11 protein-coding genes are annotated in these 11,970 nt (G+C 58.6%); 8 read left to right on the plus strand and 3 right to left on the minus strand.

Annotated features, from left to right (window positions below; translation table 11 throughout):
- Nucleotide 1: 1 nt before the first annotated feature.
- Genes pcaH through pobA form a run of 3 tightly spaced genes read right to left on the minus strand, consistent with a single transcriptional unit; the run spans nucleotide 2 to nucleotide 2,291 of the window.
- A complete protein-coding gene (pcaH, locus tag ACR3E7_RS19100) occupies nucleotides 2-718 on the minus strand; it encodes a protocatechuate 3,4-dioxygenase subunit beta (protein WP_480504010.1) in 717 nt (238 codons plus the stop codon).
- Nucleotides 715-1,119 (minus strand): 4-carboxymuconolactone decarboxylase, encoded by a 405-nt coding sequence (gene pcaC, locus ACR3E7_RS19105; RefSeq protein WP_170771687.1) that lies wholly within the window; start codon nucleotides 1,117-1,119, stop codon nucleotides 715-717. Before pcaC ends, pcaH begins: the two co-directional genes overlap by 4 nt.
- A gap of 2 nt (nucleotides 1,120-1,121) precedes the next feature.
- Nucleotides 1,122-2,291, minus strand: coding sequence for a 4-hydroxybenzoate 3-monooxygenase (gene pobA / locus ACR3E7_RS19110; RefSeq protein ID WP_170789400.1), 1,170 nt, complete (start codon nucleotides 2,289-2,291; stop codon nucleotides 1,122-1,124).
- A gap of 247 nt (nucleotides 2,292-2,538) precedes the next feature.
- On the opposite strand from pobA, the gene ACR3E7_RS19115 reads away from it, so the two are divergent.
- The 8 genes from ACR3E7_RS19115 (at nucleotide 2,539) to boxB (ending at nucleotide 11,959) form a co-directional block, all read left to right on the plus strand.
- The gene (locus ACR3E7_RS19115) at nucleotides 2,539-3,567 is read left to right on the plus strand and encodes a TRAP transporter substrate-binding protein (protein ID WP_170771683.1); all 1,029 of its coding nucleotides are present in this window, start codon (nucleotides 2,539-2,541) and stop codon (nucleotides 3,565-3,567) included.
- An 82-nt stretch (nucleotides 3,568-3,649) separates the two neighbouring features.
- Nucleotides 3,650-4,210, plus strand: coding sequence for a TRAP transporter small permease (locus tag ACR3E7_RS19120; protein WP_170771681.1), 561 nt, complete (start codon nucleotides 3,650-3,652; stop codon nucleotides 4,208-4,210).
- On the plus strand, nucleotides 4,207-5,703 hold the full coding sequence (locus ACR3E7_RS19125; RefSeq protein ID WP_480504011.1) for a TRAP transporter large permease: 1,497 nt from the start codon (nucleotides 4,207-4,209) through the stop codon (nucleotides 5,701-5,703). The genes ACR3E7_RS19120 and ACR3E7_RS19125 overlap by 4 nt, the downstream gene beginning before the upstream one ends.
- Nucleotides 5,704-5,932: 229 nt before the next feature.
- On the plus strand, nucleotides 5,933-7,471 hold the full coding sequence (locus tag ACR3E7_RS19130; protein WP_480504012.1) for a benzoate-CoA ligase family protein: 1,539 nt from the start codon (nucleotides 5,933-5,935) through the stop codon (nucleotides 7,469-7,471).
- Nucleotides 7,468-8,286 (plus strand): alpha/beta fold hydrolase, encoded by an 819-nt coding sequence (locus tag ACR3E7_RS19135; RefSeq protein ID WP_480504013.1) that lies wholly within the window; start codon nucleotides 7,468-7,470, stop codon nucleotides 8,284-8,286. Before ACR3E7_RS19130 ends, ACR3E7_RS19135 begins: the two co-directional genes overlap by 4 nt.
- Nucleotides 8,283-8,735, plus strand: a complete 453-nt coding sequence (locus ACR3E7_RS19140; protein ID WP_480504015.1) for a DUF309 domain-containing protein — start codon at nucleotides 8,283-8,285, stop codon at nucleotides 8,733-8,735. The genes ACR3E7_RS19135 and ACR3E7_RS19140 overlap by 4 nt, the downstream gene beginning before the upstream one ends.
- A gap of 80 nt (nucleotides 8,736-8,815) precedes the next feature.
- Nucleotides 8,816-10,474, plus strand: a complete 1,659-nt coding sequence (boxC, locus tag ACR3E7_RS19145) for a 2,3-epoxybenzoyl-CoA dihydrolase (protein WP_480504016.1) — start codon at nucleotides 8,816-8,818, stop codon at nucleotides 10,472-10,474.
- Between the two features lie 33 nt (nucleotides 10,475-10,507).
- Nucleotides 10,508-11,959, plus strand: a complete 1,452-nt coding sequence (gene boxB / locus ACR3E7_RS19150; RefSeq protein ID WP_170355230.1) for a benzoyl-CoA 2,3-epoxidase subunit BoxB — start codon at nucleotides 10,508-10,510, stop codon at nucleotides 11,957-11,959.
- Nucleotides 11,960-11,970 lie beyond the last annotated feature (11 nt).

Raw genomic sequence — 11,970 nt, forward strand, 5'->3', positions numbered from 1 at the left:
GTCAGTTCCCCTCGGGCCGGTTTTCAAAATAGGTCGACCGCAGCCCGCGCAGCACGATGTCGAATTTATAGGCAAGACAGTCGAAGGGAACGGAGGCGTTGATATCCAGCGCGGCCACCAGTTGGTCAATCGCGCGCGGGTCGGGGATCGTGTTGATGATCGGGCATTTTGCGATTAGCGAGTCGCCTTCAAAGTAAAGCTGCGTGATCAGGCGCTGCGCAAAGCTGGTTCCGAAGACTGACACGTGAATATGCGCAGGCCGCCAACTGCTGACCCAGTTGCGCCAAGGATAAGCGCCGGGTTTGACGGTGCGAAACTGGTAGTAACCCTGATCATCTGTCAGCGTTCGCCCGCAGCCGCCGAAATTCGGGTCGATGGCGGCCAGATAGGTGTCTTTCTTGTGGCGATACCGCCCGCCTGCATTTGCCTGCCAGATCTCGATCAGAGTATTGGGCACCGGGCGGGCGTTTTCATCCAGTACCCGTCCATGCAGCAGGATACGCTCGCCCACCGGATCGCCGGTTGTAGCGAAATTGCGCAGCAGGTCATTGTCCAACGGGTCGATGTCGCCATGGCCAAAGGTCGGGCCGGACAGCTCGCTTGTGGTTCCTTCCAGCGACAAAAGCGGCTGTTTCGGAGACCGTGTCACGCTGGTCTTGTAGTTGAGGTCCATGGCTTGCGGATGCCAGGCCCGGTCGCGGGGAAAAAGCTGGGTCATTCCGCCATGTCCTCCATCTCGGAAAAGGTTTGTTTGGCAAGGGCAATGGCCCGATTGGCGCAAGGAACGCCTGCATAGACGGCGGCGTGCAGGAAAGCCTGAAGGATATCGTCCTTCGAGGCCCCGGTATTGGCGCAGGCGCGCACATGCATGGGGATCTCGTCAAAGTTCCGCGTCGCGGCCAGCAGCGCCAGCGTGATCATGGAGCGTTCGCGCGGGGTGATCGTGTCATCCGCCCACAGCGTGCCCCACGCGGTTTCGGTGATCATGTCCTGAAACGGCGCGTCAAAGGCGGTTTTCCGGGCCTCGGCGCGATCCACATGGGCGTCGCCCAGAACCTTGCGGCGCACGGACATGCCGGTTGCATGGCGATCCATCACGTTCCCCTTTTCGTCGGTCATCTTCAATAGGGCAACCCTACATAGTTCTCGGCCATCGCCTTTTGCGCGGCTTCGTTGCTGCGCAGAAAGTCAATCTCGGCCCGTTGCATCTTGAGGTCAAATTCGGATTGGTCGGGAAAGCGGTGCAGAAGTGATGAAAACCACCAACTGAACCGCTCGGCCTTCCAAACCCGCGCCAGAGCGTTTTGTGAATAAGCGTCGATCCCGGCTTCAGACCCGTCGCGGAAATAGTCCTTCAAACCTTGAAAAAGGTAGTGCACGTCCGAGGCTGCCGTATTCAGCCCCTTGGCCCCGGTCGGGGGCACGATGTGCGCCGCATCCCCGCACAGAAACAGCCGCCCCCAGCGCATCGGCTCGGTCACGAAGGAACGCAGTGGCGCGATGGATTTTTCGATCGACGGGCCGGTTACAAGGCGATCGGCATATTCCTGTGGAATGCGGCGTTTCAGCTCGGCCCAAAAGGCGGCATCGGTCCAGTCTTCCGGGTGATCGGACAGAGAACACTGGATGTAATAGCGACTCAGCGCCTCGTTGCGCATCGAGCACAGCGCAAAGCCGCGATAGGACGAGGCATAGATCAGTTCGTGATGCACAGGCGGGGTTTCGGACAGAATGCCCAGCCAGCCAAAAGGATAGATCTTTTCGTATTCGCGCCGAACCGACAGCGGGATGGTTTGGCGGCTGACCCCGTGAAATCCGTCGCAGCCCGCGACGAATTCCGCGTCAATACGCTGATCTTGCCCATCGGCGGTGAAGGTCGCATAGGGGGCGTCGGTTTCGGCGTCATGAATGGTGACGTTTTCGGTGTTGAAGATCAGCGCGCCACCTGCGGCTTCGCGCGCGTCATAGAGGTCGCGGGTCACTTCGGTCTGGCCGTAAACCAGAACCGGGGTGCCGGTATGGTGCTGGAAGTCGACTCGGAAGCAATCCTCTTCGACCGCGATCAATGTGCCGCTATGTTCAATTGCCTCAGCGTGCAGGCGCGCGCTGACGCCTGCCTGATCCATCAGGTCGACAAAGCCCTGTTCCAGCACACCGGCGCGGATGCGTCCCAGCACATAGTCCTTTGTTCGACGTTCCAGAACGATGCTGTCGATTCCCTGCGTTGCGAGAAGCTGTGACAACAGCAAACCTGACGGCCCGCCGCCGATCACAAGAACTTGTGTCCGCATCTGATCCTCCTGTCCCCGCTGCGCAGGATTGCATTGCAGACAGGGTTTCGCAACGCATGGATGCCAGCATACCGTTGCGATTAAAGCATAAGGGGGCCATACATGACCCTATGCGATGGCCGGATACGGGCCGTGCAGGTTCAAAGGCTTTGACCTTGCGACAAAAACAGCGACAAAAAAGTTGCGATATTATGCATGTTATGCATTAAACTGCATCATGGCGCATCGCGCAGAGGAGGAGGAACCAATGAAGATCAAACGCACGCTCATCGGGGCGTTGGGGGCTTTGGCCCTTGGCATGGGAACGGCGGCAAACGCGGCCGAGTATGAATTCAACCTGCAAAGCTTCTTGCCTGCGCAGGCGACGATTCCATCGAAAATCATCGACGTCTGGGCCGACAAGATCGAAGAGGATTCGGGCGGACGCATCGAAATCACCCGCTATCCCTCGATGCAACTGGGCGGCAAGCCGCCGGAACTTCTGGATCAGGTGATCGACGGCGTGATTGACATGACCTGGAACGTCATCGGTTATACGCCGGGCCGCTTCCCGTCGACCGAAGTGTTCGAATTGCCCTTCCTGGTGAATGACGCCAAGCCCGCTTCGGCCGCGTTCTGGACCTTGCTGGAAGAAGACATCGCTGCGCGTGAGTTCTCGGACGTGAAGGTTCTGGGTGGCTGGGTCCACGGCCCCGGCATGATCCACGCTAACAAGGAGGTTCTGACGCCAGACGATTTCAACGGCATGAAAATCCGTGGCGCCTCGCGTCAGGTCAATGCCTTGCTCAGCACATTGGGCGCGACCCCGGTAGGTATGCCTGTGCCCGCGGTGCCCGAGGCGCTGTCCAAGGGTGTGATCGACGGCACGACCATTCCGTGGGAAGTGACCAAGGCGCTGAAAGTGCCGGAACTGGTGGAGAATCACACCGAATTCACCGGGCCGATGATGTATACCGTTACCTTCGTTCTTGCCATGAACAAGGACAAGTACGCCGCACTGCCGGATGATCTGAAGGCCGTCATCGACGACAACTCGGGTTTGGAATTTTCCATGTTCGCAGGCGAAGTCCAGCAGGCCTATGATGAGCCCGCACGTGAAATCGCGCTGGATCGCGGGAATAACGTGGTGACTCTGGACGCTGAACAATCCGCCGCCTGGGCCGAGGCCGCACAGCCTGTCTATGACACCTGGCTGTCCGAGATGAACGAAAAGGGCATTGACGGTCAGGCCCTGATCGATCGGGCCAAAGCGTTGATGAACGAGTACGGCAGCTAAGCCGGACCTTCCGCGCGGCGTATTCCGAACGCCGCGCGGCAATTATTCCAAAATCTGCATCGGCACCGTTGGTGGAGGGGACATGCACCAAACGATAGAAAAGCTGGCGCGCGGCATGGCATTGCTGGGCGGGGCGGTTCTGACGGCTTTGATCTTGTTGATCTGTATCTCGGTTCTGGGCCGGTCCCTCAATACATTGCTGCATGGGTGGCTCGGGCAGGTTGCGCCGGGCTTTTCCGAATGGGCGCTAGGGTTGGGCGTCGGGCCCATCAATGGCGATTTTGAGATTGTCGAGGCGGGCGTGGCCTTTGCAATCTTTGCTTTTCTGCCGCTCTGCCAGTTGAATTCGGGTCATGCGGTCGTGGATATTTTTACCTCGAAACTATCGCCTCGGGTTGACCGTATCTTGCGGATGTTGGCCGAGGTGGTCTTTGCCGCCGTTTTGGTACTGATAGCGGTGCAGTTGTTTGGGGGCATGATGGCGAAGCTACGGTTTGGCGAGAATACGTTTATCCTGCAATTCCCCGTCTGGTGGGGTTACGCCGCCAGCTTTTGCGCAGCCGTAGTGGCGGCGGTCGTTGGTCTTTATATGGCGGGCATCCGCATCCGCGAATGCGCGACAGGAAAGGAACTCCTGCCGTGAGCGATCTCGCCATCGGGTTGCTGTCCTTTCCGGCTCTGCTTTTGTTGATTTTTGCCCGGGTGCCGATTGGGTTGGCAATGTTCGTCACCGGTCTGGTCGGCATCGTGACCGTCACCGGAAACCTGAACATTCCGCTGGGTCGTTTGAAATCCGAGACCTACACGACCTTCTCAAGCTATTCGCTGTCGATTGTGCCGATGTTCCTGCTGATGGGGTATTTTGCGACACTGGGCGGGATGTCTACGGCCTTGTTTAAGGCTGCCGAGGGCTTTCTGGGTCACCGCAGGGGCGGTGTGGCCATGGCCGCGATCGGAGCTTGCGCGGGGTTCGGGGCGATCTGCGGATCGTCGCTGGCCACGGCGGCCACGATGGGGCGCGTGGCGCTGCCTGAGTTACGTCGGTATGGCTATGCCGGTGGCTTTTCTACCGCCACGCTGGCCGCAGGGGGGACGTTGGGCATTCTAATCCCGCCTTCGGTCGTGTTGGTGATCTACGCGATCCTGACCGAACAGAATATTGCCAAGCTGTTTCTGGCCGCATTTATCCCCGGCGTTCTGGCGGCTTTGGGTTATGTGATTGCCGTCTCGGTCTATGTGCGCCTTTACCCAGACAGCGCCGGAACCCGTCCCGCCGTGCCCTACCGCGAACGGTTTCGGTTGCTGCTGGACGTCTGGCCCGTGCTGGTTGTCTTTGGCGGCGTCGTCGGCGGCATCTATGCGGGGTGGTTCACGCCCACGGAAGGCGCTGCTGTAGGGGCGGCTGGAACTGGCTTGATCGCGGTTGCTAATGGGGGGCTGACATGGTCGACGCTGAAAGACAGTTTCACCACCACAGCCAAATCCACCGCGATGATCTTTTTCATCATTCTGGGCGCGGGGTTTTATAACGGGTTTCTGGCGCTGACGAATGTGCCGCAGGAACTGGCGAATTTCGTGTTGAGTCAGGGCTTCAGCCCCTGGGCAATTCTGGCGCTGATCCTGGTGTTTTATCTGATCCTGGGCTGCGTAATGGATAGCCTCAGCATGATCCTGTTGACGATTCCCATCTTTTACCCGGTCATATCTGTGCTGGATTTCGGTTTGGTTGACCTGATCGCGATGCAACATGATGCAGCCCGCGCTGCTCTGGCCGGAGCCACCGACATTGCTCCAGACATCCGGGCCGAGATCGAATCTCTGATTGCCTCGGGGGCCGAGATCAGTCGCGATTTGCAGAAAGAGATCGGTATCCGCGTCACACAAGGCATGGCGGACCGCATCGCCGAAGAGCGCACAGCCATCTGGTTCGGTATCCTCGTGCTGATCGTAGTAGAGGTCGGGTTGATAACGCCTCCGGTTGGGATGAATCTGTTTGTGATCAACACGATGGACCGTGAAACCCGCATGACCGAGACCTACAAGGCCGTGCTGTTCTTTGTCGGATCCGACATCCTGCGGGTCGTCCTTTTGGTGCTGTTCCCGGCGATCACCCTATTCCTGATCCCATTTGGCTGATCAGCGCTGATTTGTGCAAGAAAATGCACAAACGCAAAAAACACTGTTGCAAACATATCCGAGAAATGTGCATTATAACGCATATTTCAGGCGTCGGGGCGGAATTTTCCAAAAACCTCGATTCGAATGATCCCCGAACGAGGCGACCCAATGGGGGAGATGGGTCGCGCAGCAGGGTGATTGTTTTTCCGGCAAGCAGCCGCTGGCCTGTCGAGGGGAGGAGGAACCCGTGTCAGAAAACCAGAATGCATCCCTTTGGTTTGTGGATCGTCACCTGCGTGAAGGGCGCGGCGACAAAGTGGCCTTTCACGAGGCAGACGGACAGCAACGCACCTTGACTTATCGCGCCTTGGCCGAGGAAAGCGCACGGTTTGCCGGCGCGCTGGCGCGCCATGACGTGCGCCGGGAAGAGCGTGTTGCGATGGTCGTGCTGGACCAGATCGAATTTCCGATCCTGTTCTGGGGCGCGATAAAGTCCGGGGCCATTCCCGTGCCGATCAACACATTGCTATCCGCGCCGGTTTACGCCGCGACCCTGAACGATAGCCGCGCGACGGTTCTGATCGTATCGGCCGAGATGTGGGCCACGGTCGCACCTGCGATCCAAGGCAATACAAATCTGCGGCAGGTTATCGTTATAGGCGACGCGCCCGATGGCACCACCAGCCTTGAGGCGTTCATGGATGGGGCCACGCCAGTGGAAACCGTCACCTCGGACAGTGATGAGGCCGCGTTCTGGCTCTATTCCTCGGGCTCGACGGGTCTGCCGAAAGGTGTGCGCCATGTGCAGTCCAGCCTTCGGGCTACAGCTGATACATTCGGGGCGCAGGTGCTGGGTATCCGGGAAGAGGACGTGGTGTTCTCGGTCGCCAAGCTGTTCTTTGCCTATGGGTTGGGCAACGGGCTGACCTTTCCGCTGTCGGTTGGGGCAACGACGATCCTGCTTGGTGGCCGCCCAACGCCGGATGTGGCGTTTCAGATCATCGCCGCGCACAAGCCGACGCTGTTTTGCGGCGTGCCCACCTTCTTTGCCGCGATGAATGCGCGGTTCGAGGCGGGCGATCTACAAAGCGAACCAAATCTGCGCCTGTGTACATCGGCTGGCGAGGCGCTGCCGCGTGAGGTGGGCGAAGCATGGGAGAAGAATATGGGCGCGCAGATCGTAGATGGCGTGGGCTCTACCGAGATGCTGCATATCTTCCTGTCAAACCGGCCCGGCGACATTGTCTATGGAACCTCTGGCACGGCAGTGCCGGGCTATGACGTGCGTTTGGTCGACGAAGCCGATCACGAGGTGGGCGATGGCGAAGTGGGCGAGCTGCTGGTGCGGGGTCCTTCCTCTGCCGAAAGCTATTGGAACCGGCGCGAGAAATCGCGCGCGACTTTCGAAGGGCATTGGACCCGGACCGGCGACAAGTATGAGCGCACAGCCGAGGGTCGCTATATCTATTGCGGGCGCACGGATGACATGTTCAAGGTGTCCGGCATATGGGTCAGCCCGTTCGAGATTGAACAGACGCTGATCGAACATCCCGCCATTCTGGAGGCCGCGATTGTGGCCCATGCCGACGAGCAAGGCTTGGACAAGCCCCGCGCCTTTGTCGTTCTGAAAGATGGTCAAAGCGCGGATGCGATCGGGGATCTGAAGAACTTTGTCAAAGACCGGATCGGCAAGTGGAAATATCCGCGCTGGGTCGAGGTGGTGGACGATCTGCCCAAAACCGCAACCGGCAAAATCCAACGTTTCAAACTGAGGGAAACCGCATGATCTGGCAGGATGGCGGCTCGGGCCGCATGGATGTGAACGGCAAGGAATTGGAATACGGCATCTGGGGCCCTGCGCCACAGGATGCGCCGACTATCGTGATGCTGCACGAAGGGCTGGGGTGTTTAGCGATGTGGCGGGATTTCCCGGCCGAGATTTCGGCGGCAACCGGTTTTGGTGTTCTGGCCTATTCCCGTGCTGGCTATGGCCAATCCGATCCAGCAGAATTGCCGCGCCCGCTGGACTACATGACCGTCGAAGCGCAGCAGGTTCTGGGTCCCGTTCTGGATCAGGCTGGCATTCAGCGGGCGGTTCTGCTGGGCCATTCCGACGGTGCGACGATTGCGGCGATCTATGCGGGTTCGGTCTCGGACCAGCGGGTGCGGGGGCTAATCCTGATGGCGCCGCATTTCTTTACCGAAGAGATGGGGTTGGCTTCGATTGCCGCCGCGCGGGAAGCGTTTGATACCGGCGACCTAGCAGGGCGGCTGGCGTCTTATCACCGCGACCCGGCGGCGACATTTAATGGCTGGTGTGATGCGTGGCTGGACCCCGGTTTCCGCACCTGGAACGTGGCGGATGTTATCGACTACCTGCGCATTCCGACGCTTGCGATTCAGGGGCGTGAAGATCAGTATGGAACACTGGCTCAGATTGCCGAGGTTGAAACCCGCAGCTATGCCCCGGTCGAAACAGCGATACTGGACAATTGTCGACACGCCCCTCAGTTTGATCAACCCACAGCAACCCTGACAGCAATCGCAGAGTTCACCGCCCGGCTTGAGCGGTTGGAACACGCAATGCCTGAAATGGCATGACCAGCGACTGTTGGCCTCCGCACGCTTACGTACCGGGTCAGACAGCGCGTCACCCCGAAGGTCTGTTTGACCCGCTGAAAACCGGCCTGTCGGATGTTGCGCCGTCGGATCTGCAGAATACATCGGCCTGGACCAGCGGTTTGGCCTTTCTGAACGAAGGGTATTTTTGGGAGGCGCATGAGGTTCTCGAGGCCGTCTGGCTGGCCTGCCCACCAAATTCGCCAGAACGTCTGATGGTGCAGGCGGTTATTCAATACGCAAACGCCTGTCTGAAAGGCCGGATGGGGCAGCCTCGCGCGATGGCGCGTCTAATGACCTTATCCGACGATCTGGCTCGCGAGGCGATGGACCGGGCAGGAGGGGCTGTTCTGGGTTTGCATGGTGAGATGTGCAAAATAATGCACAAAATAGTAGAATTGGGGGATGAGAATGGCAAAAAATGTATCTAGAAGATGCGTTATTTTGCACTCAATTCTTTACTCGATACATGCAGCGCACTATTCTGCATGACTGAACTTAGGAGTTGCACATGACCAAGGTCATCAATTTTCAGACCGATCCATCGCAATATCGCCATTGGCGGGTGGAATATGATGGGCCGGTTGCGAACCTGTTTATGGATGTCGACGAAGATCAGGGATTGTTCGAGGGGTATCAACTCAAGCTGAACTCTTACGATCTGGGCGTCGATATCGAACTGGCCGATATCGTGCAACGGATGCGCTTTGAGCACCCCGAGGTGAAAGTGGTCGTCATGCAATCCGGTAAGGACCGGGTGTTCTGCGCGGGCGCGAATATCCGCATGCTCGGGGGGGCTGCCCACAGCCACAAGGTGAACTTCTGCAAATTCACCAATGAGACGCGCAACACCTACGAAGCCGCCGAAAAAGACAGTGGCCAGAAATATATTGCTGCCGTCAAAGGCGCCTGCGCCGGGGGTGGTTATGAGCTGGCGCTGGCCTGCAACCACATCATGCTGACCGATGACAGCACCTCCTCGGTCGCACTGCCCGAGGTGCCGCTGCTAGCGGTTCTGCCCGGCACGGGTGGGCTGACGCGGGTGACGGACAAACGCAAGGTGCGGCGCGATCTGGCCGATGTGTTCTGCTCGACCGAAGAAGGGGTCAAAGGTAAGCGGGCACTGGATTGGCGTCTGGTGGATGAGGTCGTGCCGAACTCCAAGTTCGACGCCACCGTGCAAGAACGTGCCCGCGAATTCGCCGCTGCGATGCCCAAGCCGGATGCTGCCGGGGTTGTTCTGGGTCCGTTGGACAAGACGGTCGGCGAAGATGGCTCGGTCACGTATAGCCTGATTGAAGTGGCTGTTGATCGAGATGTCCGCAAGGCGACCGTAACGATCAGCGGCCCGGATGCCGACGCGCCGCAGGACATGGCCGCGTTCACGGCGCAAGGGTATCAGGCCTATCTGTTGCGGCTGGCACGCGAACTGGACGATGCCATCTTGCATCTGCGCCTGAACGAAATGGAGTTGGGCCTGCTGGTCTTCCGCACCCAAGGCGACCCCGAGCTGTTTCAGGCGCATGAGGCGCTGTTGCTGGCCAATCGCGATCACTGGTTGGCTAATGAGGTGCTGCAATATTGGAAGCGCCTACTGAAACGGATCGACGTCACTTCGCGGTCGATGTCCGCGCTGGTCGAACATGGCTCGTGCTTTACGGGTATTCTGGCCGAAATCCTGTGGGCGGTGGATCGTACGTATATGATGGAAGACGAGTTCGAAGGCGACAATCGTCCCTTGGCGACGGTCACTTTGACCGATGCCAATTTCGGACCTTTGCCTATGGGCAATGACCTGACCCGGCTTGAAACCCGGTTCTACGGTACGCCCAATGCGGCTGGCCAGATGGAAGACCATAAAAACACCGCGCTGGATGCCGAAGCAGCCGACGAGCTGGGCCTTGTGACGATGATCCTGGATGACATCGACTGGGAAGACGAGATCCGCATCTTCGAGGAAGAGCGCGCCTCGTTCAGCCCTGATGCGATGACCGGGATGGAGGCGAACCTGCGTTTCGCGGGCCCCGAAACCATGGAAACTCGCATCTTTGGCCGCCTGACCGCGTGGCAGAACTGGATTTTCAACCGTCCCAATGCGGTGGGTCCCGATGGCGCGTTGCAACGGTACGGCACCGGGTTGCGCGGCGAATATGACATGGAACGTGTGTGACAGGTTCCGCCCGAGCTTCATCAGGAGAAAGACATGCTAGACGTCATCAACGTAAGTTACGACACTCAGATCCCCAACAATGTCGGCCTGAGCCAGGACCGCAAGGTTCTGAAAGCGCTTGAGAAATGGCATCCCGGTTATATCGACTGGTGGAACAAGCTGATCCCGCAGAACTTTCAGGACTCGATGGTCTACCTGCGCACCGCCGTCAGCGTTGACCCCAAAGGCTGGGCCAAGTTCGACTATGTGAAAATGCCGGAATACCGTTGGGGCGTTTTGCTGGCCCCGCAGGTCGAAGAGCGCATCATTCCAATGGGTGAGCATAAGGGCGAGAAAGCATGGCAAGAGGTGCCGGGCGAATACCGCAACATGCTCAAACGTCTGATTGTCATTCAGGGCGATACCGAGCCGGGCTCGGTCGAACAACAGCGGTTCTTGGGTCTGACAGCACCATCGCTTTATGACATGCGGAACCTGTTTCAGGTCAACGTGGAAGAAGGCCGCCACCTGTGGGCGATGGTCTATCTGCTGCAGAAGTACTTTGGCAAGGATGGCCGGGAAGAGGCCGATGACCTGCTGATCCGGTCCTCGGGCTCCGAAGAAGCGCCGCGGATGCTGGGCGCCTTTAACGAAGAAACACCCGATTGGCTGTCTTTCTTCATGTTCACCTATTTCACTGACCGTGACGGAAAGATGCAGCTGGAAAGTCTTGCGCAATCTGGGTTTGATCCGCTCAGCCGAACATGCCGCTTTATGCTGACCGAAGAGGCCCACCATATGTTCGTGGGCGAAACCGGTGTCAGCCGTATCGTGCAACGCACCTGCGAGGCGATGAACGAGGCCGGTCTGACCGACCCCTATGATATCGGCAAGGTCCGCGATCTGGGCGTGATCGACCTGCCGACGATCCAGAAAAAGCTGAACCTGCACTATTCGCTGTCGCTGGACCTGTTCGGACAAGAGGTTTCGACCAATGCCGCCAACGCTTTCAATGCGGGTATCAAGGGCCGGTATATGGAGAACCGTATCGACGACGACCACATGCTGCAAAGCGACACTTATGCAGTGAAATCCATTGTTGATGGGGCGATCGTGACGCAGGATGTGCCCGCGCTGACGGCGATCAACATGCGGTTGCGCGACGACTATGTCCGCGATGCCTCGGGCGGCGTCGGGCGTTGGAACAAGATCATTCAGAAAGCCGGGATCGAGTTCAATCTGGCCCTGCCAGACGAGGCGTTCCACCGTCAGATCGGCGTCTTTGCCGCGATCAAGGCCAATCCCGAAGGTGATATCATCTCTGAAGCGGAATGGGCCGCGAATGCCGACAAATGGCTGCCGTCCAAGGAAGATGGGGCCTATATCCAGTCGCTTATGGTGCCGTGCTATGAGCCCGGCAAATACGCAGGCTGGATCTCGGCCCCGAAGGTCGGGATCGACAATAAGCCCGGCGATTTCGAATATGTGAAACTGCACATGGCTTGATCTTGGGCCTG

This window comes from Ruegeria sp. BK1, assembly GCF_056535645.1.

Coding starts and splice junctions, on each gene's coding strand:
- pcaH (WP_480504010.1), bottom strand. CDS start 718: ATGACCCAGCTTTTTCCCCGCGACCGGGCCTGGCATCCGCAAGCCATG.
- pcaC (WP_170771687.1), bottom strand. CDS start 1,119: ATGACCGACGAAAAGGGGAACGTGATGGATCGCCATGCAACCGGCATG.
- pobA (WP_170789400.1), bottom strand. CDS start 2,291: ATGCGGACACAAGTTCTTGTGATCGGCGGCGGGCCGTCAGGTTTGCTG.
- ACR3E7_RS19115 (WP_170771683.1), top strand. CDS start 2,539: ATGAAGATCAAACGCACGCTCATCGGGGCGTTGGGGGCTTTGGCCCTT.
- ACR3E7_RS19120 (WP_170771681.1), top strand. CDS start 3,650: ATGCACCAAACGATAGAAAAGCTGGCGCGCGGCATGGCATTGCTGGGC.
- ACR3E7_RS19135 (WP_480504013.1), top strand. CDS start 7,468: ATGATCTGGCAGGATGGCGGCTCGGGCCGCATGGATGTGAACGGCAAG.
- ACR3E7_RS19140 (WP_480504015.1), top strand. CDS start 8,283: ATGACCAGCGACTGTTGGCCTCCGCACGCTTACGTACCGGGTCAGACA.
- boxC (WP_480504016.1), top strand. CDS start 8,816: ATGACCAAGGTCATCAATTTTCAGACCGATCCATCGCAATATCGCCAT.
- boxB (WP_170355230.1), top strand. CDS start 10,508: ATGCTAGACGTCATCAACGTAAGTTACGACACTCAGATCCCCAACAAT.